Annotated in this window: 14 protein-coding genes; 1 reads left to right on the forward strand and 13 read right to left on the reverse strand. The window is 62.1% G+C overall.

The genetic code is table 11. From position 1 onward, the window contains the following. Window positions 1-808 precede the first annotated feature (808 nt). From C0V74_RS12710 to C0V74_RS12745, 7 genes are all read right to left on the reverse strand, one after another. Window positions 809-1,486, reverse strand: a complete 678-nt coding sequence (locus tag C0V74_RS12710; RefSeq protein ID WP_143252078.1) for a response regulator — start codon at window positions 1,484-1,486, stop codon at window positions 809-811. Beyond that, window positions 1,476-3,041 (reverse strand): PAS domain-containing sensor histidine kinase, encoded by a 1,566-nt coding sequence (locus tag C0V74_RS12715; RefSeq protein WP_143252079.1) that lies wholly within the window; start codon window positions 3,039-3,041, stop codon window positions 1,476-1,478. The genes C0V74_RS12710 and C0V74_RS12715 overlap by 11 nt, the downstream gene beginning before the upstream one ends. 350 nt (window positions 3,042-3,391) lie before the next feature. After that, the gene (locus C0V74_RS12720) at window positions 3,392-4,039 is read right to left on the reverse strand and encodes a hypothetical protein (protein WP_168194210.1); all 648 of its coding nucleotides are present in this window, start codon (window positions 4,037-4,039) and stop codon (window positions 3,392-3,394) included. A gap of 43 nt (window positions 4,040-4,082) precedes the next feature. Continuing rightward, window positions 4,083-6,623 carry a TcfC E-set like domain-containing protein gene (locus C0V74_RS12725; protein ID WP_143252081.1) on the reverse strand — a complete coding sequence of 847 codons (2,541 nt, stop codon included), beginning with the start codon at window positions 6,621-6,623 and terminating at the stop codon, window positions 4,083-4,085. Between the two features lie 584 nt (window positions 6,624-7,207). Continuing rightward, complete coding sequence (locus C0V74_RS12735) at window positions 7,208-7,768, reverse strand: hypothetical protein (RefSeq protein WP_143252083.1); 561 nt, start codon at window positions 7,766-7,768, stop codon at window positions 7,208-7,210. A 688-nt stretch (window positions 7,769-8,456) separates the two neighbouring features. Further along, window positions 8,457-9,857, reverse strand: a complete 1,401-nt coding sequence (locus C0V74_RS12740) for an ABC transporter ATP-binding protein (protein ID WP_168194211.1) — start codon at window positions 9,855-9,857, stop codon at window positions 8,457-8,459. A 123-nt stretch (window positions 9,858-9,980) separates the two neighbouring features. After that, on the reverse strand, window positions 9,981-10,160 hold the full coding sequence (locus C0V74_RS12745; protein ID WP_143252085.1) for a hypothetical protein: 180 nt from the start codon (window positions 10,158-10,160) through the stop codon (window positions 9,981-9,983). A 1,187-nt stretch (window positions 10,161-11,347) separates the two neighbouring features. Here C0V74_RS12745 and C0V74_RS12965 point away from each other — a divergent pair. After that, window positions 11,348-11,890, forward strand: a complete 543-nt coding sequence (locus C0V74_RS12965; protein WP_168194212.1) for a transglutaminase-like cysteine peptidase — start codon at window positions 11,348-11,350, stop codon at window positions 11,888-11,890. Window position 11,891: 1 nt separating this feature from the next. Here the strand turns inward: C0V74_RS12965 and C0V74_RS12755 are convergent, their stop codons facing one another. The 6 genes from C0V74_RS12755 to C0V74_RS12970 form a co-directional block, all read right to left on the reverse strand. Next, entirely contained in the window at window positions 11,892-13,154 is a 1,263-nt protein-coding gene (locus tag C0V74_RS12755) for an HlyD family type I secretion periplasmic adaptor subunit (RefSeq protein ID WP_143252087.1), read from the reverse strand. Continuing rightward, a complete protein-coding gene (locus tag C0V74_RS12760; RefSeq protein WP_143252088.1) occupies window positions 13,151-14,287 on the reverse strand; it encodes a cell wall hydrolase in 1,137 nt (378 codons plus the stop codon). Before C0V74_RS12760 ends, C0V74_RS12755 begins: the two co-directional genes overlap by 4 nt. Then, entirely contained in the window at window positions 14,220-16,349 is a 2,130-nt protein-coding gene (locus C0V74_RS12765) for an ATP-binding cassette domain-containing protein (protein ID WP_143252089.1), read from the reverse strand. The genes C0V74_RS12760 and C0V74_RS12765 overlap by 68 nt, the downstream gene beginning before the upstream one ends. Before the next feature lie 31 nt (window positions 16,350-16,380). After that, window positions 16,381-17,778, reverse strand: coding sequence for a TolC family protein (locus C0V74_RS12770; RefSeq protein ID WP_246844890.1), 1,398 nt, complete (start codon window positions 17,776-17,778; stop codon window positions 16,381-16,383). Between the two features lie 17 nt (window positions 17,779-17,795). Beyond that, a complete protein-coding gene (locus tag C0V74_RS12775; RefSeq protein WP_210413417.1) occupies window positions 17,796-18,425 on the reverse strand; it encodes an OmpA family protein in 630 nt (209 codons plus the stop codon). 111 nt (window positions 18,426-18,536) lie between these two features. After that, window positions 18,537-26,819: a VCBS domain-containing protein gene (locus C0V74_RS12970; RefSeq protein WP_349236032.1), complete on the reverse strand. Its 8,283-nt coding sequence runs from the start codon at window positions 26,817-26,819 to the stop codon at window positions 18,537-18,539. Between the last annotated feature and the right edge of the window lie 8 nt (window positions 26,820-26,827).

The raw sequence follows: 26,827 nt of genomic DNA on the forward strand, positions 1-26,827 counted from the left end.
GCGCGGAACTGCGGCATCCTGCCATCTGAATGGAGAAGCGGGGGACGGTTTTGAGCTCGATCGGTGCCTTCTTCTCTGCATTTGACGCCTCGTCTCTAGGGCCTCCTGGCCACACACCGTTCCACGGATCACCAACTTCACCTACTCCGGTGATTTCCGGCCGTCGCTGGCCTTTCCGTCGAAGCTAACAAGGGTCTGAACGGGCACAAATGCGGGGTTCTCCAAAATATCTGATGCCGCATGCGCAAAAACGATGCAGGTCTGGAGCAGGTGAATAACAGGGAGATGGCAGGTGATATTGCTGGACACATGCAGGTATTCTGCTGGAGTGTTGCAGCGCCAACTCAGCCAATATCGAGCGGCCTTCGTTGATCTTCCCATCCGAACGGAAGCTTGCGCTGGAACATGTCCGACAGCTTCAATCCAACGGGCTACCGGCACAGTCCGAGGGAGCCGATGCAGATCTCGAACGGCCCTAGACTGGGTGGGGAGCAAAGTCAGCGCCTTGTTCGATAGCACTTTGGCCACAAACTTCGAACTGCTGTTAGTATAAGATGGGTGGATAATTGATCAAACATTTCGAGCTTAGTAAGTACCCCTGGCTTTGCGCACCGATCGTGCAATGCGACTCCGTTATGGGGCAACAGTCGCTCGTACATCGGGCCTGAGCCCTCAAAAACTCAACGATTCTTGCCGGCGAATTTTAAGGGGTGATCTCGATTTCAGCGGTTTCCACAAACGGGTAAGTCATCGCGCAGCACGGCTAATCCGGACAAGCCAAACCGGGCCGAATTTTTCCATATAACCGTCAGTGGGGCTTGATCCCGGCAAGCAAGGCGAGACGAACTGCATCAGCGACCGACTTGGCGCCTAGACTGCGCATGAGGTTGCTGCGGTGGATTTCCACGGTTCGGATGCTGATGCCCATCGATTGAGCAGCGCCCTTGTTCGAGAGGCCCGCCACAATGCCTTCCAGCAGTTCGCGTTCGCGACGGGTCAGAGAAGCAACCAACCGCGCCGCTTCAGCTGCTGCTGTGTCCGCTGCGGCCGCCGCTGGCAGGCTCTGGAACAGCGACGTCAAAACGCTAATCAGCGCCTCATCGGTGAATGGTTTCTCAAGGAAGTCGGTAGCGCCCATTTTCATGGCGCGTACTGCAACGTCAATCTCACCGTGTCCGGTAATCATCACGACCGGAAAGCGCCGGCTCCGGCTACCCATCGATTCCAGTACGTTCAGTCCATCAATCTTTGGCATTCTGAGGTCAAGCAAAACGCAGCCGGGCTCGAGATAGTCCAATTCGGCCAGGAAATCTTCGCCCGATGCAAAGGAGCGAGCCGCAAAGCCTGCCGAAGCCAGAAGAAAATACAGTGCTCGTCGCACCATGCTGTCATCATCAACGATGTAAACTTGCTGGCTTGCGGAGGACTCTGACGACTCAATGTCTTCAGTAAATTGTGTAGCTCTCACCGTGCTGCTAACGTTCATTATTTGAGCAACCCTCTGTGTTTTGCGGTAACGAAAACCGGAACTCAGACCCTGATAGGTCGCTTTGCTCCAGCCAAATGCGCCCACCGTGGCTTTCAACGATGGTTCGGCAGATCGCAAGTCCCAGTCCCGTGCCACCTTCCTTCCTGGAGTCCGTCCAGATGAAAATGTTCTGAGCAGCCTCGACTGAGAGGCCTTGCCCCTGGTCTCGTACTGAAACAACTATCGCGTCTGCGGCTACATGAGCTCCGAGCGTAACGGTATTTGGCTGCGCAGTTTTGGCAGCACATGCGTTTCTCAACAGGTTGATGACAACCTGCTGGATCTGAACACGATCAGCGACCACGGGTATATCGTCGGAAATCGCCACCACGATACTTGAGGAATTACAATCACCAACTCTCACGAGCCGCGCCGACTCGGCCAAGGCTTCGGTTAGACTGAAACACGTACGGGAGGTCTCACCGCGCCGGGTCAAATCCCTGATGCTCCGGATGACGTCGCCCGCGCGCCGCGCGGCGCCTTCCACCTCACCTAGCACATCTTCGAGATGTTCGAGCGGTGCAGTGCCGGCTCGCAATGATCTAAGACCCGCGCTTGCAAACATGGAGATAGCAGCGAGCGGTTGGTTGAGTTCATGAGCCAGCGTGGCCGCCATCATTCCCATGATGTTTACACGAGAGACATGTGCAATTTCTGATCGCAACAGTGCGAGTTGCTGTTCGGCAGTTTTCTCAGCAGTCACGTCTGAGCCCTCGGCGAAAAGACCCGTGACCTTGCCTCTATCATCCCTCACGGGCTGATAAACGAAGTCGATATACCGGGTTTCGTAGGCTCCCCTACCATCAGCAGAAAGGCGAATTGGCATCGCTTCGCCAACAAACGGTTCCCCCGTCCGGTAAACGGTGTCTAGGATAGCTATGAAGCCCTGATCCCGAATTTCCGGCAGTACGTCCGCCACCGTCTGTCCGATAAAGTCATAGCGCCCGACTAGCCGCTCATATGCGGGATTTGCGAAGGTGAAACGGTGTTCCGGCCCCTCAGTCGCGGCGATGAAGCCAGGGGCCCGGGTATACAGCTCTGCAAGCTGACTGCGCTGCTTGATCAGACGGTCGACCCGTCCGCTCACTTCTATAAACGCGAGCGTGTGATAGAGGGCATCGTTCAATTCGTCGCCGATTGGGCTAAAGAAAACAGTGGCGAGATACTCCTCGCCATCCGCACGGCAGCATATCGCTTCGAGGGCGCCGTGCGCCTTGCTGTCCAGACCAGCCGAGATTGCCGATACGTCGCTCTCCCTTCCGTTGTTTCGGAGCAGAATGGAGACTGGGCGGCCTGCTAGTTCGCTGAAGCGATGTCCTGTCAAAGCTAACAAACTTTCGTTGGCGAACAGGATTGGGTGGCCCGGACCCCGATCAGTCAGAACCATAGGCATCTTCATCGACTGAACTGCAGAGGCGAACGGGCCCAATGCTTTCCGAAGCTCCTCAAGGCGCTCCCGGGAAAATGCAGGGGAAGCCATTACTTTGGGTGCCTCGTCGTCGATCTGCGCCATATCCTACGCTCCCTGGCAGCAAAGGTGCCCCCGAGGGCTGTCTTTCGAACTGGTATATCCCCCGTTGATGAAGTGCGCCACCTCGAGGGCGCCCTGATCGAGCGGCGGGACCAGGGAATTTGATTGTCGACTTAGAACGCCCACCTGGTTCAGCCTTGACCAATCGTTTGGTCGTCATGGCCCATCTCTTTCAGCAAAGCGCCGTTTCGATTTTTTCCGCAGCATTTCAGTTCGGCCACAGTTGCATGCGGCTTTCCGAGCAACGTTGAGGACGCCCTAACCGACCGCACGACACCACAATGTAGGAACCACCGCTAGCCCCCGGGGCGGGTCGTTACGGCTCAAACAATCTAGAAGGTTCGGTCGCGCACTGCTTGACCCGTTGAGGTTTTATAATGGACCGGCGTTCCGAACGGGACTGTCTGTGTCCATACATTGCCGGGGTAAAGGCGCTTCGGCGGTAAGTCTCGGCAGTTGCGGTCCTTGCGGGCACATTGGCGACCAGCAAAAATCTCTTGGGAGGTGTTTCCGGCATTACGGATAGTCAACGTGTGGCCGATTCGCTGTGCTTGGAGGTCGTCAACGGCCTTGGTGGGCCTGACGAGCACGAGCGCGTCATAACCGACCATTATCTTGATCGCATCTTGATCTGCCGCAAGTGGCCCAGCGACTGGCTTGATTGCCACGCGGTACACTCGCTCAGACACCGGCCGTTCACCGAACACGGCGATCCGTATCGTCCGCCGTTCCCCTGGCTCGAGGACCACCCGTCGGGGAGCGACTAGTAGTCCGCCATCCTCGTCTGATCTTAACGCAATACGCCGCTCATGCTCGCTCCCTGCATCGACGATCTCGAATGGGTCGGCGCTTACGTACATGCGCTCTTCGCCGTCGTTGCCGACCTCGATGTCTTCCCGCTGCGGTTTGCCCGGTTGTAGGTCAACGATAACCTGGCTTAGGATCATCTCGGCATGCGCGAGCGAGGGATAGGCGCTCATGGTCAGCGCCAAGGCTGTCCAAATCAATGCTCTCTTCACGTCCTCATTCTCCGTTGACCGATCTGGCCGAAATGGCGTGACTCAATTGCGGGTCGCGCGTGGCAGCCACAATCGTGCCGACCCTAGTTACACTTGAAGCTGAGCGAACGCGCGGGAGGACGGTGGCGAAGGAAGTGCCGTCTCGCAACGTGACCATTAGCTCAACATCATCGGCGACTTCGATCTGGAAGTTGCCTCCTTCGTCGGTCTCCGCCCACGTCCCAGGAGCGGTGAGGGTAGCACCTGAAACCGACGAGCCGTCAGCGGTGACCAGACGACCCATCTTGATAGTGATCGGCGATGTCTTCCACTCGACCTTAGCGACCGTGCCCGGATACAGCGCTACTGCGCGTGGTGCACTGTCATAGTCGAGCAGACGTTCGCCCGTTGGGCGAATTCGAACGTTGTAGCTGCGGTATGCCGGCATCGCGAGCGCCAAGGACTTAGTGCCAGTTATTGATCCTGATGGCTGCTCATTGATAAGAACCTCGAAGATGTCATCCTCATCAGCACCTTCTACGCGCGTGACTAGAAGGCTCTCATTAGCGTTTCTGCCGCCGATCTGCAGCTCTCCAGCCCCGGCCGCGACAGTTGTTTTGAATCCCAAACTGTATTGGGTGGTGTCGATCTTCCCGTCAGTATGGGCGACGTCTAGCGAAAGCGATCCACCTGGACGGCGAAAATCGCCTGAAACAGTGACGTTTTCCCTCATCGGCTGGTGTTCAAGGCCGGCCCCCACAGACAGTTCCCCTCCCGCAACAGAGCGCGCCCAAGCACCGGACAGCGCGGCCATTGCGCCTTCGCCGCTATCGCCGTCGTCGATGCTCCTAATACGTGCCCCCGCAAGCGCAGAATAGGTTGATCGAGGGCCAAGGAGGCGCAGACTAAGTCCCGCGAATCCTGCATTACCCCGCTCGGTGGCGGTCATGTCTCCGCGTACGGTGAGCGTGAGCCGGCCACGGCGCAACACATCCCATTCTAGCGCTGGGCCAATGCTGTACTGAGGATCCTGACCTGCTTCCTCCCGATAATAGCTGGTTCCAAGAAAGCGCAGATTGGCAAGATCATAGGAGACCAACCCGCCAAGCTGAGAGTAACTACGGCGTGGCCTCAGCGGCAGAGTACCGGTGGTTTCGCTCATGGCGGTCTTGGACCCGTCGGCGTTCACCAACAAGCGGCTCGCGTCCTGCACCACCCGGCGCAGATCGAAGTTGAAGTTGAAACGCGAGGTGCCCGCCGAGGCAATCTGCACGATAGCTCCAACCGCACCATCAGTGTCAGCGATAGCGGCGGCGCGCACCCGGGCGATCGATGTGAGATAGGTAGCCGAGAACTCGCTCGATGCCGTTCGGCCAGCAAGCGCGACGCTTCCGCCGAACGCCCAGTTCTGGTTCAAACGGATGGCGAGTCCGCCCTGCAGATAAGCGGCGTCCGTGCTCTCTTGGCCGGCGAGGCCGCTGTCATCGTCTATCAGCAGACCGCCAAAAAGAAAAATATCTGTCCGCCCGAGTGACGGGATTTGACGGCTCTTGGTAAAGAACCGCCGCTCATCGCGCGGCGTACGACCGGGCTCCTCGATATGGAGGATGATGGAATAAGATCCATCCGGAAGGTTGGAGGTGTCGATGCGTTGATTGCCGGCTTCGTAGATTGCGGAGCTTAACAGCCGGCCGTCGCGCAGCACATCCACGCGGGCGCGCTGCTCGAGGTAGACCACGACGGGGCTTCCGGTGAGATAATCCTTGTCCAACCGTGTATCGATTTGGCTCTCCAAGCCGCCGCCGAGAAACTTGCGTGGTCCGCTTAGGTCCAGGCCGGGTGACCACAAAGCTCCCGCTGAATAACGCAGTCCAGGTCGATCCCATTCTACCAAGAGCCTGTCCGCCTCGAAACCCTGTGCGCTGCTGTAGCTTACATCCGCGCGAAGACGCTTCTCACCCTGGGCAAGAACAAGCTGGTCGAAAACAGTGGCATGATGCTTCCGCTCGCCTAGTTGTCCGGAAATGACAGCCCCGAATGAATTGATCAGCGATGGACCGCCTTCCATGGCTCGAAGATACTGCTCCTCGACCCGTGATTGCACGCTAACGAACTCAGGATTAAGGAAGAGATCAACCCGAAATTTGTCGGGGTCATAGATGACGCTGAGCAATGCTGGAGTCGTACGCCCGCACTTGTGCGGATCGCTGCCGAGCGAGCACCGCAATTCCTGATGCGACGGCAACTCGTGCTCGCTGATCGCTTCAAGAACTAGATTGTAGTTCTTGAGTTGAGGGAGCAGGCTGAGGACCTTCTGCGGCTCGACAAACCTGATCGACCCCGGAGTAACGCGGACGAAAGCCTCGCCGCGGCGGCTGCCACCATAATAGAGGTCAACCACCAGCGTGCGTTCGCCCATAAGGTTGGCGAAGCCAGCTGGTTCGCCCACTTCGATGACCGGCGAATTCGAAGCTTCGGCCGAAGCGCCGAAGAAGGCCGCAAGAGCCCCGCAACCGATGACGGCCAGCCTCGAAAGGTTTAGTGGAGGGCGGCGGCGCACGATCACTGGCGGGTCACTGTGGCGCAATCATCAGCTGTAACGTTCCCGCGTACGTTCCGGCCGGAGCTTCTGCGATGTCAGCACTTCGAATTGTCACCGTCAGTGACGCGTTGCCTCCTTGAGTGGAGCAGGCAAAGCCAGTCGCGCCGTTGCTAAAACCCGCCGCCGGCCTTCCTGCTTGCAAGAGCGTACCACCCGTTTGCCCGGCACTGTCTGCCCATTGCACATCGAAGGGCAAGAAGGCTGCTCCGGACTCGAGCTGAAATGCCCCGCCTGAACCGCTGCCCGTCGCCGTCACGGAGTAGGGCAGGTCCTGCGGATTATTCTTGTAGCTGCAGACAATCACACTTTGGCTACTGGTCCGATGACCTGCACTTAGGATCGAACCAAAGTTGACGTCCGCCAGACCAGTTATGCGGGAAGACGCGGCCGCTGCAGGGGCCGCGCTGAACAGGGCTGTCGCAAAAATAAGGATTTTCCCGCAAGTCATGGTTAAGGAGACTGAAGGAATTTGGTAAACATCAGGTTACCAAAGAAAGGGGCCCGCCGAGCCATCGCTCGGGGGCCCCTCACTTTGCTAAGAAGCGCCTTTACTGCGGCGTGATGAGCAAGGTTAACGTGCCCAGGTAGTTGCTGCCGGCACTCATCGTTCCCAAGTCGGAAGCGGAGATGCCAACAATGAGGCTGGCGGAGGCGGCGGGGCCGCTCGCGCAGGTTTGGTTGGTGGCAGTTGAAATCAGCGAGGCTGATGCGGTGCCGGAAGTCAGCGTCGTTCCCGTTGTCTGATTGATCGAAGATGCCCAGGCGACTGAGTACGGCACAGTCGACGATCCGTTGTTTAGGGTGAACGCATTCGCGGTGCCGTTGCCGCTGGCTGTTATCGTATAAGCCTTGGTTGCCGTGTTGCTCCAGATGCAAACGTTCTGGGCGCCAGACGCGGGTACCGTGGGATCCTGGTTGAGGAACGTTATGTCGCTCAAGCCTGAGATGCGGGCCCGATTGGGCACCGAAGCGGAAATTGAAACACTGCCGCTCGAAGTGGGCCCCACAGTACCTTGCGAGGCCGCCATTGCAGGCGCGCTGTGCATCAGGCCTGATACGACCACACTCGCCAGCGCGAGTGCCATTAGCTTGCTTTTGCTCACGCTCATTGTTCTCATCCAGAATATTAGGTCGGTTGCAGATGAGGGTAAGTACCTAGGCAAGGTAAACATTTCGTTTGCCAAGATTTCGGCGCTGACTTGCTCGAGCGGGCACGACCGCTCGACAACCTGCCTGTTTTTGGCGGGGGCGCTGCCTGACTGAGCTGAGAAGGCTCTTGGATCATTTGATAGTCAGTGGACAAGAGCGGATAAGGAAGCTGGTTAGCGACGCTAGCCAGGGTTCGAGGCCCTCGGCAATTTGAGCGGCCGTATCGATAACGTAGCGCTCGGTGGCGCTGTAGAGTGTATGTTCAAGCCTTTGCCGCAGCGGCATCTGCACTCGTTGCACATCATACGCTGCGAGCATCAACTCGAGGTCGCGCATCGGCTGCGAGACGTTGCATGGATCGCCCAAGATAGTTGCACCACGCTAGCCGCGTTCTCTTCTGGGTGATGGGTCCACTCGCGTTGACCAATACGCAAAACTCCCGGCGGAGTGCTTCCTATTACCGCCATATGTCATGGGCGCGGTTGCGCACCGCCTTTGGAGCTGCAGGTTCAAAGCCACCGGCGCCGGTTGCGGCACGATTGTCGAACCTGATCGACGCAGTCGCCTGAAGCGCGCGAACAATAACAGCCCGGTTCGGGTCAGGCGTGCGGTAAAAAACCAGAGCAGCAACGCGTCGCCGGGTCGTCGTCACACTCGATGACGCAGCTCGATGATCTGGTCGGCCAGCCCGTGAAGGGCGGGGCGGTGGCCGAGGATGACGAAGGTGCATGTGCCCCGCAATCGCTCGATGGTGCGGGCGATCGCCGTTTCGTTAGATGCATCGAGCGCGGCAGTCACTTCGTCGAGAATGATGAGCGACGGCTTGCGCAGCAGTGCTCGCGCGAGCGAGATGCGCTGGCGCTCGCCACCCGAAAACTGCCGCCCCACTTCTCCGACGATGGTCTCGAGTCCTTGCGGCAGATCGAAGACGAACGCCGCAGACGCATCGCGCAAGGCACGCTCCATGGCGTCCAGGTCTGGGTCGGCCGCGCCCCAAGACAGGTTCGCACTGATGGTGCCGTTGAACAGATAGGGGACCTGCTCGACATACGCGACCTGCCGCCGCCAGCGTATTCGGCACTCACCCTGCAACGAAAGTCCGTCCACCCGAATGGTGCCACAATCAGGCGCGACTAAACCAGACAGGAGATCGGCAAACGTGCTTTTGCCCGATCCAGAGGGGCCAGACACTCCGACCACCGTTCCAGCTGCGATCTGGCATCGGAAATCCTCGAGCACCGGTTGCTTGCGGCCTGCAAAGGTAACGCCGACGTTTTCAAATGTGAGATCGCGGTCAAAGGTGATGGGCGACGAATTACCAATTGCTGGCTCGGCCGCTGCACGAGCCTCAGCCACGGTCCCTCGCAGATTGTCCAGCGCGGGCCGGCAAAAGCGCCAAGCGCGCCAACCCTGCTGCATGTTGCCGATCAGCGGCACGATCCGCGCGAAAATCGCCAGCACCGGGACGAAGACAGCCAGCGGTAGCGATAGGGCTCGCAGTCCAAACCACACGAGTATGGCCAGCAGGGCCGCGGAAATAACCTGCAGGCCAAGGTGCGCCCGGTGGCCCGTAGCAATATAACGCAGCTCGATCTCCTCGATCGAGCGCGCCGTGGCTACGAAATCGCGCGCGAGCGTGTCTTCCGCGCCCGCAATCCGGGCGGCGCGCAGATGCGTCAGGCCGTCAACGACATGGCCCTGCAGCGCCTGATAAGCCGTCGCGAACGGGACACCAAGCGCGTCTGTCCTTCGGCGGAGGGTGAACCACACCCCTGCAGCGACCGCCCCAAACCCCAGAGTGGCTAAGGTGAGCGGCCACGCGAGCCACATCGCTGCGACGAGCAATCCTAGGAGGGTGACCAGCGATGATGCCAGATCGACGGCGCGATTGGCTTCGCGCCCCACCTGCTCGGCCTGGGTCACGATGACCGCGGCATGATCAGCACTGCGCTGGCCGCTAAGCCACCGCCAGTCCGCGGCAATCAGAGCCGCTTGGGCCGTCATACGCAACTGGCGTACCAGGCCCAGCGACAGCGTGGCCCGGCGCATCAGTAGTGCGTGCGTCAGTACTGCCCGTAAAGCGACGAGCGCGACAAAACCGCCTAGTAGGAGCGCGAGCGGCATGCTTGCGAGCGATGCGCCCCAGTCCCCGGCCCACTCATTGACGAGACCTTAGGAACCTTCTTCGGCGACGATCTGCGTGATCGGGACAAGCATCAGCAGACCGATCCCCTCGGTAAAGCTCGCCAAGATCATCAGAGCACCGATCGAGGCAATGCCCGGCCAGCCCACCGTGCCGATGAGGTACGAAAGCGCATCGGCGTCTCTCGATCGTGTCCCGCTATCCCTCATTGCGGTTTTCGGCATAGCGGATGAAGTGCGCCAGCGGAACGCCGTCCGAGACAGGATTGATCTGATAGCGCGAGCGGGCGGCGATGGAGCCGGTGCCACCCCAGTCACCCCCAATCGCGCGACATGCGTTCCGAACTGACGATCGCGGTTAGCGCTTATGGCGCTCTAACGGTCCCGTATCGCCGGGCAGGTTCGCGCGATCGAAGATGAACTGCTGTGGCCGGTGTTTATCAGCGGATCGTCTGCTCTCCGATGTCGCGACGATAACCTGGGATTTGGATAAGGCGCGTAGCAGTCATGCAACTGCCATTTTGGCCGTGCGAGTTTAGCTAGCCGCAGTTTGCTTAATTAGGGTCAAGCTTAGGGGTGCCAAGATCGTCGGATATAAAATGCTAACAGTAGAAGGATTACGATGGGGGTTCGAATCCCTCCCGCTCCGCCACGCACCCCAACGCTATTCTTTGTTGTCGGGTCCTCCCCGCGAAGCGGCGGAACAGCTGGGTTCGCGCTGCGCATTCGGTCAAGCGGGGCAGCGACCGTGCCGTTCCCCATGCCACTTAGCCCGCCTAGTGGACAGTGACAGCAATGCTAAGCAGCCACGGCAGTCCGATCGGAAGTGGCCTGCTAATTGCCTGAAGGGTTGTCGAGGCCAACAGGTATCTTCGTGAAGTGAATACTGGCGAGTGTACCAGTCTTGAGGCATGCTTAAATCTTACCTTTTCCCGCTAGTTTGTTAACCATGCATTAGAAGCGCGCGGTTACTGCCACCCCTTACAGCGGGTGGCATGCAGATGCGCCGACTCCCGCCAAAGATGCTCCACGGTTCAACCTGGATGATGCTGTGCTTCGGATTGTCGACTGCGGCAGCGATGCCGTCCAAAGCGGCAATTGTAGACCCCGCTGTGGCTCCCCCGATCAATTGCATCGTCCCCGATGTGGCGAAAATCAATGGCTCTCGACTTGTTCAGGGATCTGGAAAAGCTTCGGCGATACTCGGGGGTGCGATCAGCTCGCTAGACCTGATCAGGATGGAGCAAGCGCCGGTACAGTCGCATGCAAGGCTTGGAACGATCCTCGCTGCTACTGCGGCATTCGGCCCGCGCCTAATCCCCGCTATCGATGCTTCTTCGGCGGTAAGCACCGACTGCCAATCACTTGTTCCCAGCCGAGTCACGGCGATTCCATCAATGGGACTGAGAGGCGCTGTAACCGGCGACCCAGAGAACTTTCTGGCCAGCAAGCGCGTGCGCATCACGAAGACCTCCTTCGACAAGGAATGGAAGCGGGTTGGGGCTGAAGGCGTTTCGCGCTCCACGTACAAGCGGCTCCTCGGCGCGACGCCCAGTGCAGGCGTTGTGCCGCTCGAGCAGGTCAACCGCTGGGTCAACCGGACGATCACCTACACTGAGGACGCCAAGCTTTTCGGCCGCGCCGACTATTGGGCGGGGGCGCGACAAACTTTGAAGCTGGGTCAGGGCGATTGCGAGGACATAGCCCTGCTCAAGATGCAGCTCCTCGCTGCCGCTGGAGTTCGGCGCGAGGACATGATCCTCACCATCGCGCGCGACCTGGTCCGCCAGGCGGATCACGCCGTGCTCATCGTGCGTACCCCGGACGGGTACCGCATGCTCGACAATGCAAGCGATGAGGTTATCGATGCGACTGGGCGCCAGGATTATCGCGCAATCATAAGCCTGAGCAACCGACAAGCTTGGCTGCACGGCACCTGAGCTAACGTTCGGTCAGAGCGACGTCGAACGCTTTCTCGATTGGCTTCAGCAAATAAGTGAGAATGCTTCGACGACCTGTCACAATCTCCACGTCGCAGATCATGCCAGGGACGATCGGCAGCCGGCGACCTCCTTGGGTGATGTACGAGCGATCGGTCTCAATCAGCACGGTATAGAACGCCTGGCGTTCCACTTCGTCGAAAATGCTGTCGGCCGAGACCTGCTGAACTTTCCCTTGCAAGCCGCCAAAGATCGAGAAATCGTAGGCCGTCACCTTGACGTTAGCGCTGTCGCCCACCTTGATGAAGGCGATGTCGCTGGGGGCGACCCTCGCTTCCACTAGCAGCTTCTCGCCGACGGGCACGATCTGCATGATCTTCTCGCCCGCATTGACGAAGCCGCCGACGGTCGTGATCTGCACGTCGTTTACTATGCCATCAGACGGCGCGCGAAGCTCGTTGCGCTGCTGACGTGCCGACGCGCCGCGGATAGTCTGTTCGTTGACCGCCATCTTAGTGCGGATCTCACTGCGCTCATTGAGAGCTTGCTGCCGGAAATCAAGCCGAGCCGAGCTGAGGTCTGCCTGAGCTTCACGGATTGCCGCCGCTGCGCGTCCCGCGGCCTGTCGTGCCGCAGACAGCCGGCCGCGGACGTCAACCAGATCACGTTGCGCCGTCAGCAACTCGGTCTGCGGGACGATGCCTTTGACCGCGAGTGGCTGAAGCATGCTCACCTGCTCCTGCGCCAGCCTGACGCTGTCCTCGAGTGAAGCGGCTGTCGCTTGCGCTTCCTGCTGGTCGCGGCGACGCTGCTCGATCGCCGCGGACAACGCACTTTCGCGGGCGCTGGCTGTTGCTACCCGCACCTGTTGCAGACGCTGCTCGTCGGCGCAGTCGCCGCCCTGACATCCGAGTGCGCTGCCGCTTGCTTCGTTCTGGAGGCGCTGAGCGCGAAGGCCAAGGCGTTGGTTCTCGGCTTGCAGCTGTCCAAGCTCGCTAGACGACTGCGCGTCGTCGAGCTGGACAAGTAGCTGGCCCTTGCGGACGCTTTGACCACCGCGCACGAGGATGTTCTTGATCACCGCGGGTTCGGCCGGCTGCACCAACTGGGCTTTGCTCGACGGGATGACCTTGCCGGTCCCCCGGGTGACCTGGTCGACCTGGGCGAAGGCGGACCACGCGAGCAACAGCAGCATCCCGGCTGCTGCGATCGCGATCAGGCGTCTGCTGGAATCCCAGCTTGCGTATCGCTCTCGAAAGGTCATGTGACCGGGGTCCGTTGCCCCGGTTCGTCGGACGAGGCCGGTTCCGGCGCCGCCACCGCGCCCTGATCCACAACCGCATTGCGATAGCCGCTGCTGATCTGGCTGGGATCCGGGATCGTCAAGCGCCAGGTCGTAGTGGTATCGAGCCGGCCCCCGACGTCGGCGGCGGCGTGGCGATCACTGACTTCGCGCGTCACATTGAGGCCAGGGACCAGATCGAGAGCAGGCTCCGCCGTAGGCTCGTCGGTTCGCGCGTTCAGTGCATCGTGCAAGCGCGCGTAGTCGAGCGCAGGGATATGCTCTGCGCCGGTCCAGCGATCGGTAAAGGCGCGTTCCGTGCCGTAAGATCCGGGCAGACGGTAGAAAATATGGCGGCCGATCTTCGTCAGCTTGCCAAGTGTGAATGCCCAGCGCGGAACAACGTAATCAGCGTGATAATTGGTTGCAGTGCCAACTTCAGGAGCGGTGGCGCCCATCAGGGCTTCCTGCGCGACACGCTTCGCTTCATTCCACTGCCTGGCCATCGGGGTCCTGAGCAAGGAGCCATCGCAGGTGAAGCTGAACTGGCACACCCGTTGGTTGGCCCCTTCGTAAACCACCCCGCAGACGGAATTTGGATAGGCGGGGTGGCGCAGCCGGTTGAGTACGACCTGCGCGACCCCCCGCTTACCCAATTCGGGTTCATTGGCCGCTTCATAGTAGATGGCCTGGGTCAGGCATTTGAGAGCGGTGTCGTATCCGGCAGATATGCGCGTGACCTGGGTGAAGCCGGTCATTCTTCCGACCGGCATCGACGAAATCGGAATGAGCGCGTTGCGTGCTACGGCCGTCTCGCCAGTCACGAGAAGCGGCTGGTCGGAGCCGGTGGACATTTCTTCCAACTGGGCCCGCAACTCCGGCTTGATCACCGCGGCTTCGGCGGCATGTTCAGGCTGTACGAAAGAAGACGCGCCGAGGAGGCACAGCACGGCCAGGGAAAGGGTCAAAAGCGCCGGGAGCTTGCGCAACTGCGTCGCGGATTGAGGCGGCCGGTCCGGAACGACGAGGGCTGCAGACACGATCATTTCACCTTGGTTCCGCGACTGAGCGAGCGATGACTTCTTGCACCGGACCGTCAGCCACAACTCGTCCATTGTCGAGCACCACGAGCCGGTCGCAGAGCGAAAAGAGTGCCGGGCGATGGGTGGAAACGACCAAGGTCTGATCTTCTGTCAGAGCATGGGACAACCGCTCGACGAAAAGTGACTCGGTCTGCGCATCCATCGCGCCGGTCGGTTCGTCGAGGAACAACAGTTCGCATGGGCTAACGAGGGCTCGGCTAAGCGCTAGAAACGCGCGTTGACCGCCGGATAGGCTGCGGCCGTTCTCGCCCACCGGACGGTCGAAGCCGCCGCCATCTTGGCTCAGGAACTCTTCTGCACCTGTAGCGCGCAGCGCGGCAATCAAGCGGTCGTCGCTCGCATCACGCTTGCCGAGTGCGAGGTTGTCCTTGATCGAACCGGTGAAAATCGCCGCGTCTTGGCCCACATAGCGGAAAGCATCTCGGATCTGCTGGGGACGGTACTGGCGGCTGTCGATACCGCCTACGAGCATTGCCCCCTCGGTCGGGGCATAGAGGCCGCAGAGCACGCGTCCGAGGGTCGACTTACCCGAGGCCACACGGCCGACAATCGCGACCTTCTCGCCTGCGCGGATGGTCAGATCGATGGCGTTCAGCGCCGACTGCGAAGCACCGGGATAGCGGAACGACAATTTGTCTAGAGTGATCGTAGGCCGCGAAATGCCTGACAGGGTAAGGTTGCCGCTGGCTCGCCTCTCGTCCTCACCGTCGAAGAGCATCTCGATGCTCGCCAGTGTTTCGTTGGCCTGACGTCCGCGCGTGAGGAGGAAGGCGATCTGACCCGCCGGCGCGAGCGACCGCGAGGCCAACATAACCACCGCGATGATCGCGCCCATCGAGATCGTTCCGGCGGCGAACAGGTAATATCCGCCGATCACCAAGGCGACGGAAGACACCTGCTGGAATGTTTGCGCGAGTCCGATCGCCAGCGAATTGATCGAGCGCAGCCGCATTTGCGAATGGCTGCCGACCTCGGCCAAGCGCCGCCAGCGTCCAACCATGCCGCTTTCACCCGACAAGCTCTTCAGCGTCTCCATTCCGGCCAACGATTCAACGAGCAGCGTCTGCTGCAAGCCCGCGTCGGCTTGCGCGTCACGTGCGGCATCGACGACCTTCTTCTGCAGAATCCAGCCTGCGATCGCCATGCCCGCCATAATCACCACGGGAACCAGCGCGAGCCAGCCGGAGATGATCGCCATCACTCCCACGAAGACGAACAGAAAGATCACGTCGACGATCAGGACGACGGTCGTCGAAGCGAAGAAGTCGCGAACGATGGCGTATTCCGCGACCCTCGCCGCAAGCGCGCCGGTATGTCCGCGCGGACTGACCAGCGGCGTGGCCAGGATACGCGAGAAAATCTTCTGCGAAAGTTTCAGGTCAAGCCGATGCGAGGCTTCGTCAACTACCGCGGTACGCGCGCGGCGCAGCATGAATTCCAGCGTGAATGCTAGGATCACGCCAATCGCGAGGACCCACAGCGTCGCACCGGCCCGGTTGGGGATCACCCGGTCATAAACGTTCATGGTGAAAAGAGGCAGCGCCACCGCCAGCAGGTTGAGCACTGTGGAGGCGACAAGAATGGGCCAAAGCGCGGCACGCTCCTTGCGCAGCTCGTTCCAGAACCAATGGGTCCGTCCCTTGGCGTGCCATGGTGCTTCGTCGGCACGCATGGCGTCGGGGTTACCAAAGACCGCTAGGAAGCGGGTGATCGCCCGTCCTTTCAACTCGCTGCGTGCAACCCAGACTTCGCCGTCCAACGGCTGCCACAGCAGCAAGTCGCCGTCACGAGCATCCAGGATCAGCGCGAATTGGCCCGCACCGAACTCTACCAGCGCGGGATATTCGGATGCACGCACCGGCAACTGGCGAATGGAGCGCGGTTCGAACGGTAAATCCGCCATCTCCAGCGCGGCCTCGGCTTGATGACCGGGAAGCCATCCCGAAGACCCGCGCGGGAGCATCGCGAGCCGCGACGGATCAAACGACGGCCCAAGACGCCGGGCCAACTCGGCGACGCACTCGACCAAGGGGTCGGCCAGCTGCCCGGCGATGGTCTTTCCTTCATACGTCATTTCGTAGCTTTTCTGCGCGACCTCGCTCGATCTATCCGCGTACGCGGCGGTCGAGCTCGGCGGGAGCCGGCGGGCCGTAATCAAATTGCTCTCGCTCGGTTTCCCCGGCCCCGGCGCCCGGCGCGATCTGCATTGCGTCAAGCAGGCCGTTCACCGCAGCGAGCGTCTGATATTGCGCGAACAGCTGCGAAAAGCGCGTCGTCTCGAGCCGCACTTGCGTGTTGTAGCGCGTGTTCTGCGCGTCGAGCACATCAAGCAGCGACCGGCGTCCGACGTTGAACTGACTGCGATACGATAGCAGTAGGTCATCGCTCACCTGGCTCTGGCGTTCGACCTTGCTGGCGACATCGGCCTGACTTTCCATCGTGGTCCATGCCGTGCGCACGTCCTCCTCGGCTTCGCGCTCCAGCTGATGCAGGCGATAGCGGCTCTCGCTCGCGCGGCGCACCATCTCCTGCAACTTGGCGCGGTTGATGCCGCCGTCGAACACGTTCCACTTGAGCACGACGCGTCCCTGGACATCGTTGGTCTCACCGCGGAAACCGTCGATGTCCTCGCCGATGCGGCCGCGCACCTCGAGACCGACCGTGGGGAAAAGATCGCCTTCGGCCGCCTTGACCAAGCCGTGCGATGCGTCGACGTCGGCCTGCGCCTCGCGCACGCGCGGATTGCGAGTGCGCGCTTGTCCCACCGCTACGTCCAGAGATGCTGGCAGAGCTGCGGCGAGGTTGGGCGGCATGACAACCCTGTCGATGTCCAGCCCAGTCAGCCGGCGCAGCGTGATCATCGCATTGGTGAGGTCCTGCCGCGCTTCGGTCTCGCGGACCATTGCGGCCTGGAACCGCTCCTCGGCCTGTTGGCGGTCGGCGATGCTGATCGAGCCCTGCTCGACCCCTTGGCCGAGGTCACCTACCAGCATCTGGTGGAAGGTGACGTTGTCCTGCGAAGCGGCGACGACGCGTTGCTGCAGCAGGACGTCGAAATATTGCCGTGCGATCTGCAGGGCAACGAACTCGGAACGCTCGACCACCCGCAGCGAGGCACCGTCGACCCGCGCCGCCTGTCGTGTGAGCTCACCCCGGCGGCGTCCGAAATCGAGGACCGTCCAATCCCCAACGATCCCCGCTTCGAGAGGGTAAAGTTCGTCATCCGCGATACCGAGCGTACGGCGCGTCTGGTTCTCGAGCCGTCGCATGCCGGCCGAGGCTTCAAGGTCGACCCGGGGCGCGTAGAGCCCTTGCGCCTGTCGGCGCTCGAACTCGATTGCCTCCTTGTTCATCTGCGCCTGGATGATCTCGGGGTTGGACCGCATCGCGATAGCGACGGCTTCCTGCAGCGAGATTGCACCCCCGGCATCCTGCGCGAGAGCGGAAGGCGCGGTCGTGGCTAGCAGCACGGCGGCGGCCGCAGCGAGAGTGAATTTGCGCATCATGAGATCCCCCAATCCTAGCGAACAGTGATTTCGACACGACGATTTTGCGGATTGCGCACCCCGTCCTCGGTAGGCACCCGCGGATTGGTTTCCCCGCGCGCGGAAGTCGTGATCGAGCCTCCCACTCCGAGGGACGTCATCATGGCGGCAACGGCTTGTGCCCGCCGTTCCGACAGGCCTTCGTTGTAGGCGTCGCTGCCTGCCCGGTCGGCATGACCGACGACATCGAATCCAGTCCACCCGCAGGGGCCGGCGTTCGTCGTCACGAATGAGACGGTCTGTTGCGCATCAGCCGGCAGTTGCGCGGAGTCGAAATCGAAGAACAGGATGCCGGCAAGTTTCTGGCTACAGACCTCGTTCGGCACCGCAGGCATGACCGGCGCGACCGGCTGGGAGGGGGCCATCGGCGTCGGCTCGCGATCCATCAGGCTCGCCGCCAGCGCGCAGTTGGCGATGCTGGTTTCATCTTTGGTCGAAGATTTGAGGAAGCCCAGCGCGATGCCGCACTGCACTTTCGCCTCATTGGCCCAATTGTATCGGCTGTCATCGGCCCCAACGACGGCGGGGTCGGTGGAGCGCGCGAGTGCCCGATCGTAGCGCTGCTGAATCTCGCTGCGCAGACTTGCCGTGTCGAGCGCGAGCAACTCCTGCGTCGCAGGCTGCGCGAAAGCTGGCGAGGCAGCAGCCGAAAGCGCCGCCACCCCTGCAGCAGTGATTATCAGTCTCATCATCTCATCCCCCGAAAAGCGGCCGCGTCAGGCCTGGGCAGCAGTCAATGCCTGGGCATCGGCGTCCAACATTGCAGTCATCGAGTCATGGAACACCGTCATCGTCCCGCCATCGATAACTTGCGCAAGCACATGCGAGGCGTGATCGTTGGCGGCCATCGGCAACGCCGGGGCGGCTGCTTCCGCGAAGTGATCGACGATTGAATCGATCAACCTGCTGGCCGCGACATCCGACAACGCGGCACCGATCCCCCCCGAGGGTCCTTGCTGATTAGTGACATCAGCGACCGGGGCGATTGCGAGAAGCGCCTCCATTACCCCGGCAGTACCCGTTCCGCCGAAGAGGGCAGGGGAGGCAACATGCGTGATCTCGGGGCCAGTACCCTCGTGCTGCAGCACTGCGCTACCGCGGTCGGCCTGCTCCGCCAGCGGAGTTACCGGCTCCACATTATCCGCGGACACATGCGTCCGATACGCTTCCAGATTGCTAGCGGTCCGTCCTTCGTCCGCTGACATCGGTTCGGTGCCCCGGTCGATCTCAGTCGGCCTGGCCGCCTGCTGGTCGTGTTGAGTGGCGGGTAATGACGCAGGTGTATCCTCAACGTCGACCTGAGGCATGATGGTCGCGGCAGCGACCGCAGTCGATGCGTGCACGACCGCGCCTGCCACTGCCGCGATCGCGACCGTTTCGGCCGTGCGTTGAGCAGTGCGCGCTTCGGTCCCGAACACCGCATCGGCGAGCGAACCCACGGTGCCATCGGCGCGCGTGTAAGTTGCGCTGCCGGACACCCGCACATCGCCGCCCGCGGCAGTGTAGGCCTGTCCGTCGCTGACCAGATCGATCGCGGTAATCCCCGCCGCCTCGAGCGAGGTGAACTCGCCGTCATCGACCACGCCGTCACTGTCGGCATCCTGCCACACACCGAACGAAGACCACTGCGCGTCGTGCGCGGAAAGCTTGCCATCGCCATTGCTGTCGTAAGCCAGCCGAACGCCGGCGAGATCGGTGAAGGCGCCCGGAGCGTCGTCCGTGAAGACGAGATCAAGGCCGGTTCCGGTATTGCGAGCGAGCAGTCCATCGTCGGGTGCGACCCATGCGGTGGAGACAGTGCCGGCCCCGTAATCGTGGGTCACGCCGGCAGCCAGGCTCAGGAACTCCACACCGTCACCATCGAGATCGAGCGCAACGGGCGCGGTGGCATCGATGAACACGGACACCTGGGAAACCGTCGTGGTGTCACCGTCCGCGTCTTTCGCGCTGATGGTGAACGGGATCGTTTCATCCTGCGGGAGGATGACCTTGTAGATCTGCACGCCGCCGATCTGGATGCGGCCCCCATCGGTCCCGACGCCGGCCTGGTCGACGTTCTCGATGCGCATCGTGTTGAATTCGATGCTGGGGTCGATGTTAACCAGTCCGGATGCAGTCACCGTTACGAAGCCGCTCTCGGTAGCGCCGGTGATGGTGTTGGTCGCCGTCCACTGCAGGGTCACGTTGGGACCGCCGCTCTGCCCCGGTCCATTGCGTCCGCCCGAGCTCTGCAGCGTGTTCACGATGACGTCGATCTCGCTGAGAAGTTCGGCGTCGGTGTTCGCCGCCTGGTCGCGATCGGCGCCGGGGTTGTGGAACTCCATCTCGAAGTACTCGGTCGGGTCGAGGAACGAGTTCGACACGCCGAAATCGTTGTTGTTCGCGTTGACGCCGGAGCCATTGCTGGTGAACTCCACGCGGCCGTTCTCGTTGATCGGCGTACTCGTGTCGTCGTCGAGCTCGCGGAAGCCGGGACCCCCGGCGCTGAGCGACTTGAACGACAGCGTCTCGCTGGTGGCGGCGTCCGCCGTCACAAGCGTGAACTTGTAGTTGCCGCCGACATCCACCTGCATCGTGAACAGGGTGGTCAGACCATCGGCGGACGTTGCGGTCAGCGTCGTCCCCTGCACCGGATTGCTGACGCCGTCATCGCTGATGTCGATGAGGCCATGCACAAGCGGTTGATAGACCACGCCGTCGATCGTCGGACCGGTGATGACGAAGGAACCATGCCCGTCACCGCCCGGCGAGTAGGCGAAGCTGCCGATCGCCGTCGCATTCGACGTGTTGCTGACGGTGTTGGCGGCCGGAGTGAACGCGCCAAGGATTGGTGAATCATCCTCGAACACCACGGTGATGGCGTTGGCGAGCGTCGTCGAGGCATTGGCAGCGCCGCTATCGTCGGTGACCGTCACCGGTATCACGAGGTTGCTGACGATATCCTCGACAGTGGTATCGGGATGGAAGATTGGGTCCAGGATTTCGACGGTGTAGGTCCCGGCGTCGGTAACCTTGACCACCACCGACGGATCCGCCTGACTGGTCACGTATCCGACCAGGGTCTTGCCGCCGTCGATCACCGCCCAGGTAAGGGCGGCCCCGGCCGCCGAGCCGTCTGCAACCCGGATTCCCGGTGCGGCCGGCGCGCCGAGCGTCACCGTGAAGGTATCGGTCGCGTCGGTGTCCGTAAGGGTCAGGCTGCCGGTGAGGAAGGTCGTCGAGTTCGAGCTGTCGCTCGGGACGCCGACCGTGTCCTTGTTCCCGGCCGCAAAACCTTCATCGGAAACCACCGCGGTGCTCGCCACGATAACCGGTGCGTCGTTCGCGCCAAAGATCGAGATGTTGAGGCTGGAGGCCGCAGAGGCGGTGCCATCGGTGGCGGTATAGCTGAAGCTGTCGATCAGCGGCGCATCGCCAACGCCCAGCGACTGGACGGCATGATACTGGGCGGTGTTCTCGCTCGCCGTGTACAACCGATAGCTGTAGCTGCCGTCGATATTCAGCGTCAGCACGCCATAGGTGCCGTTGATGACCCCGGCGTTGGCGACGGTGACCGCGTCGTCGACATCGGTGTCCGCGACGTCCGCAAAATCGCCCGGGGTGATGCGGGTGTGCGGCACGTTGGCAAGCACGTTGCCGGTGATTGCTGAGGCCGCATCCTCCACGGTCCAGTTGGTGTCCGCGCGGGCGATGGGGCCATCGTTGGCGCCGACGATCGAGATTGTCAGCGTCGCTGTCGCCGGATCGCCGTCACCGTCCTTGATCTGGTAGGTGAACGTATCGGTTTCAACATCGCCGAGATCGAGGTTCTGCACCTTCGCTGGATCAAGCGTGTAGGTGTAAGTGCCGTCGGCGTTGAGGGTCAGCGATCCGAATTCGCCGACCGTGGCTCCACCGACCGTGCCTGCGCCGGTGAACCCCGAAATCGCGGTGACCGGCGGAGCGTTCTGCCCATCCGCACCGAAGCGATCGTCGTCAGGGGTGTTGGCGATGTTGTCGGTGCCGCGCAACACACTGCCCGACACTGTCGAGCCATCCTCGCCGATGGTGTTGGTATCGGGGAGCGCGGTCGGGCCATCGTCGAGGAAGCGGACAGTGCCGCCGATGTTGGCAGTCGCGGTCGCGGTGTCTCCGTCAGCGTCCGTCACCGTCGCGGTGAGGGTGATAAGATTGGCCGCCAACGCTGGAGATTGCTCGTTTGCGCTCGTCGTATCGCCGTGGCGGACTGCGCGTAGCTGGTCGAGTTCGACAGTGCTTCCGCTGAGGGTCACTTCAAACACCGTCAGATTGCCGAATTCGGTCGCGCCAATGACTTTCGCGCCGTCGAAGCGGAGCAGCACGCGTTCGCCGCTCGCGGTGTCGATCAGGCCGGTGTTCGCGCCGCTGATGCCAAGTGTATAGTTGCCCACGCTGCCCGCCCCGTCGGCGTTGTAGTCGGGCGTGAACAGGCCGGCGAAATCGGCCGAAGCATCGATGCCGAGCTGCGTTTCATCGACCTGCAGCGCGTTTGCTGCGGGGCTGCTTGCGCTCAGCGTGGGCAGATCGTCCGAGATCGCGAGCGATGCGAGCGCCGTCGCCTGATCGCCGTCGATATCGGTGGCCACCACCTCGACACTGCCGATGACGAACGTCTGGTCGCCCAGGCCATTGGCGTGCAGGTAATTGTCGATCAGGGTCGCGACCACTTCGGCGTCGTTGCCAACTACCGAAAGCGTCAGCGTGACTACCGGACGGCCGCCCTGGCTGCCCGTCACGGTCAGGTTGTCGGCCGATTTGACCCAAGTCAGCCCACCCGAAAGGCCGGCTATGCTGCCAAACTCGATCGAAGCGAACGGATCGGAGCCGGGGACGAATGCAATCGTTTCCGAATCCGCCGGCGGCTGCGTCGCGGCCGGGGTGCGGCCATCGGACAGCAACTGATCGTCGAGGACCAGCGCGACGGGCGCAGGATCGCCCGGACCGGTCCCGTCGACGATGCTGATCGGCTGGGTCGCGGTGTCCAAATCGCCGTCTCCATCGGTCAGGCGATAGGTGAAGCCTGCGTTGATGGGGCCGGCTGTCTGATCGAGGCCCGTGGCCGGATCGAAGGTCCATGCTCCGCTGGCGGCAAAGGTGTACGTGCCGTTCGCGGTGGTAAATGCATAGACCCCCGCGCCGAGATTGGTGCCGGTCGTGATCGCAACAGGACCGCCGCCCAGGTCGACATGAGTGAGGGTCGCCCCGTCCGCGCCGCGGACGTCGTTTGCCAGCACATTTCCAGCAATCGTGCCGACCGCGTCTTCCGCCACCGTGCGCCCGGCATCGCTGACCGCGTTGGGCACGTCGTCGGTGATGTTGACCGAGATCGCGCCGCTGCCGATCAGGTTGTTCGCCGCGTCGTAGACCTCGTAGGCGAAGCTTTCCGCGCCATTGACCACGTTGGCCGAGTTTTCGGTCACCGCGTCGGTGTACGGAGTATCCAGGGTGTACGTATACGCCCCGGTGGTGCCGTCGAGGACCAGCGTCCCGTAGGTCCCGTCCCCGTTGCTGTTCGGGCCAACCAGAACGTAGGTGAACGGTCCCACCGCCCCGTTGACCGAGATCTGACCGCTACCGATCTCGCTGGTGTCGCCGCTATCGCTGCCCGCCGGAAGCCCCGCTTCGTTGACGTTCACGTCGCTGTCGGTCGCAGCGCCGGTGACGTTGTCGATCGAGATCACCAGCTGCGCGGTCGAGGTGTCGCCGTCGCTGTCGACGATCGTGTAGTCGAACGTGTCGGTGGTGTCGGCGTTCGTGCTGTTGGGGTTCGAGACGTAGGTGTAGCTGCCATCGGCGTTAAGGGTCAGCGTGCCGAGCGCAGTCGTGATCGAACTGCCGGGTGCAGTGTTTGCGCCGCCGTCCGCGCTGGCGAACGAAAGGATTGTGCCGCCGTCGGCGCCGAAGATGTCGGCGGTGCCGTCGCTCAGGACGTTGCCGCCCGTCGATCCACCTTCGCTAACGTCATTAACGTTGTCGAATGCAGTCGGCGTGTCGTCGTCCACGACCACCAGCAGGCTGCCGCTTGCCGTATCGCCGTCCTGATCGGTTACGGTGTAATTGAGCGTGAACTCGGCATCGTTTTCCTGCGCCCCAGTCGGGTGCGCGATGGGCGCGTTCTGGGTGACGGTATAGTCACCCGTGGCGCTATCCAGCGTGACCGTGAGAACCGTCATCCCGCCTTGCTGGATGAGCAGCACGCCGGCTACCGTATCGTCGACCGTGAAGCCGGCCGGGACGGTCACCGAAGCCACCGACCAGGCGAGGGGGCCGTCGCCCCCCGAACCGGCCAGCGTGCCCGTCAAATTCGCGGTGTCCGGGTCGGCATCGTCGATCCCCCCCGCATTGCCCCCCGCGAGTGCATCGTCGTCCAGTTGCACTTGCGCGTTGGAGGCGGTCAGCGGGAGCGCATCGTCGATTGCGATGGTCAGCGTGCTGCTGGCTGCATCGCCGTCCGAGTCCGTGACTGAGTACGTGAAGGTGTCGGTGACCCCGCCATCCGTACCGGGATTGCGGACGTAGCTGTAGGTTCCGTCGCTGGCGATCGTCAGCACGCCGTATTGTCCGATGGTCGTGCCGCCGACCGCTCCGCTGCCACCGAACCCGCTGATCGCGGTAACGGTTATGCCATCGGCGCCCGGCGTGTCCCGGCCTCCGTCAGCCTCTGCATCGGTGATGACATTGCCGCCCACCGGCCCGTAAGTGCCCGCGGCCACAGTATCGAAGTCGGCGACCGCCGTCGGAACATCGTCGATGACCTGTACTTCGATCGTATCGGTCGCGGTGGAGCCGTCCGTGTCGGTGACCGCGATGGCGAAGGTTGCCAAGATGGCATTCTCGCCCGCAGCATTCGGGTGCGCGGTGTTGTCTGTCAACGTGAACGCGTAGTCGACGGTGATGCTGGTCTGGCTGCCATCGGCCGGCCCGGACAGCGAAGTGATCGTGAAAGTGCCGTACGCGTTCGTGAACGTCTGCCCGACGAACGCGTCCGTGCCCTCGACGGTTAGCGCGGCGATCCCGTCGCTGCTCGTCACAGTGAAGGAACCGGTCTGGGTGAGGGCCCCGGGAGCGGGCGAGCTGCCATCAGACAGGTCGTCCTCGTCGACGATCAACTCGGCGCCGGCTGGATCGAGACCGGTGATGACCACCGGATCGTCGCTGCCGTTGACGGTCACGACCAAGGTGGAGGTGCGCACGTCGCCGTCGCCATCGGTGATTGCGTAGCTGAACGTCTCGGTGCGGCTTTCCGTCCCGTCGAGGCCCTGGACCAGCGGATTGCCGTTATCGAGGGTGTAGGTGTAACTGCCGTCCGCATTGAGCTGCAGCGTACCGTAGGTGCCGGTGATCGAACCGCCCACCACGCCCGCTCCATTGGGGCCGGAGAACGCCGTCACGGTCACGCCATCGGCGCCGGGGGTGTCGGCACCCGCATCGCCGTTGGCCTCTGCGTCGGTCACGACGTTGCCTGCCGCGACCAGCGTGACATCCTCGGTTACAGAGTCGGCATCCGGACGCGCGGATGGAACATCATCGACGATCGCGACTACCAGGTCGCTCTCGGTGAAATCGCCGTCCTGATCCGCGACGCGGATGGTGAAGCTGTCGTTGGTCGCATCGCCAAGTGTGTTCGTGGTGAGCGTATACGTGTACGCGATGCTGTCACCGCCGACCGCATCGACCACCAAGGTGCCATACGTTCCGGCGAACACCGCCCCGGCGGTCACCGGGACACCGTTGATCGTCAACACGGCCGGCCCGTCAGGCGCGGTGAACTGGATCGTTCCCACGGTGGCTTCGGCCCCGCTCGTCGGGTTCGAACCGCTTGCGAGCGCTTCTTCGAGGACGGTGGTTCCAGCGTCACCCGCGGTGGGCAGGGTCAGCGTGGTGCCGCCACTGTTGGGGATGGTGATCGTCAAAGTTGCGGTATCGACGTCGCCGTCCGCATCGGTGATGTCGTAGGTAAAGGTGTCGGTCACGCCCCCCGGAGTGCCGGGATTGCGGGTATAGCTGAAGGTACCGTCCGCCGCGACCGTCAGCGTGCCGTATGAACCGGCGGCCACCCCACCGACGGAAACCGCGCCGCCGGTTCCCGAGTAACCCGTGACGACCGCGCCGTCGGCACCCTGGGTGTCGTTGGCGCGCACATTTCCGCCGATTGGGCCATATTCGCCGGCTGCAAGAGCGGCGGCATCGTCGAGCGCTGTGGGCGCGTCGTCCGCGATCGCGATCACCAATGTGGTGCTTGCCTGGCTCCCGTCGCTGTCTGTGACGGTGACCGCGAAGATGTCGCTGTCGGGCTCGCTCGCGGTGTTGTCGGTCAGCTGATAGCTGTAGCTATAGCCCCCGTTGCTGTCGGCAGTGACGGTCAGGATGCCTTTCGCAGTGGTCACAGTGCCGCCTGCAGTGACATCGATCCCGCTTACAACCAGCGAGCCGACCGTGTCATTGCCCGTGCTGATGGCGATCGTGCCGGCGGCAAATTCGCCGTTGCCTGCGGCTTGGCTACCCGCCGGCTCTCCGTTGCGCGCCGGTAGGCCCGCCTCGGTCACGTCCGTATCGCCTGCAAGGGCAATGGTTGGCGTCGAGTCGGGGCGGAGCGTGATGGTCACCTGAGCGGCCGATGTGTCGCCATCGCCGTCGGTGATCGAATACTGGAAGGTGACCGTGCCTTCCTCTCCTGGCCCCGGCGTGTAGGTAAACGTGCCGTCGCCGTTGTTGGCGAGTTGACCCGTTCCTGTCAGCGATCCTGCCACCAGCGTGACGGTTCCCGGCTGGACGCTGTCTGCACCTGGGATATCATTGACCAGGACGTTTACCGTCACCGGCGCGTTCTCCGCCGCCTGACTGGCTGCGTCGGCGACCGCCGTGGGCGCGTCGTCCGCGATCGCGATCACTAATGTGGTGCTTGCCTGGCTCCCGTCGCTGTCTGTGACGGTGACCGCGAAGATGTCGCTGTCGGGCTCGCTCGCGGTGTTGTCGGTCAGCTGATAGC

Origin of the sequence: Altererythrobacter sp. TH136 (assembly GCF_007065885.1) — a bacterium.
Lineage (GTDB): Bacteria > Pseudomonadota > Alphaproteobacteria > Sphingomonadales > Sphingomonadaceae > Tsuneonella.

Bases quoted from the DNA above. Each gene is read 5' to 3' on its own strand.
- C0V74_RS12720 (WP_168194210.1), bottom strand. From the start codon at position 4,039: ATGAGCGCCTATCCCTCGCTCGCGCATGCCGAGATGATCCTAAGCCAG.
- C0V74_RS12715 (WP_143252079.1), bottom strand. From the start codon at position 3,041: ATGGCGCAGATCGACGACGAGGCACCCAAAGTAATGGCTTCCCCTGCA.
- C0V74_RS12710 (WP_143252078.1), bottom strand. From the start codon at position 1,486: ATGAACGTTAGCAGCACGGTGAGAGCTACACAATTTACTGAAGACATT.
- C0V74_RS12745 (WP_143252085.1), bottom strand. From the start codon at position 10,160: ATGAGGGATAGCGGGACACGATCGAGAGACGCCGATGCGCTTTCGTAC.
- C0V74_RS12770 (WP_246844890.1), bottom strand. From the start codon at position 17,778: ATGCGCAAATTCACTCTCGCTGCGGCCGCCGCCGTGCTGCTAGCCACG.
- C0V74_RS12760 (WP_143252088.1), bottom strand. From the start codon at position 14,287: ATGGACGAGTTGTGGCTGACGGTCCGGTGCAAGAAGTCATCGCTCGCT.
- C0V74_RS12965 (WP_168194212.1), top strand. From the start codon at position 11,348: ATGGGACTGAGAGGCGCTGTAACCGGCGACCCAGAGAACTTTCTGGCC.
- C0V74_RS12765 (WP_143252089.1), bottom strand. From the start codon at position 16,349: ATGACGTATGAAGGAAAGACCATCGCCGGGCAGCTGGCCGACCCCTTG.
- C0V74_RS12740 (WP_168194211.1), bottom strand. From the start codon at position 9,857: ATGCGCCGGGCCACGCTGTCGCTGGGCCTGGTACGCCAGTTGCGTATG.
- C0V74_RS12735 (WP_143252083.1), bottom strand. From the start codon at position 7,768: ATGAGCGTGAGCAAAAGCAAGCTAATGGCACTCGCGCTGGCGAGTGTG.
- C0V74_RS12755 (WP_143252087.1), bottom strand. From the start codon at position 13,154: ATGACCTTTCGAGAGCGATACGCAAGCTGGGATTCCAGCAGACGCCTG.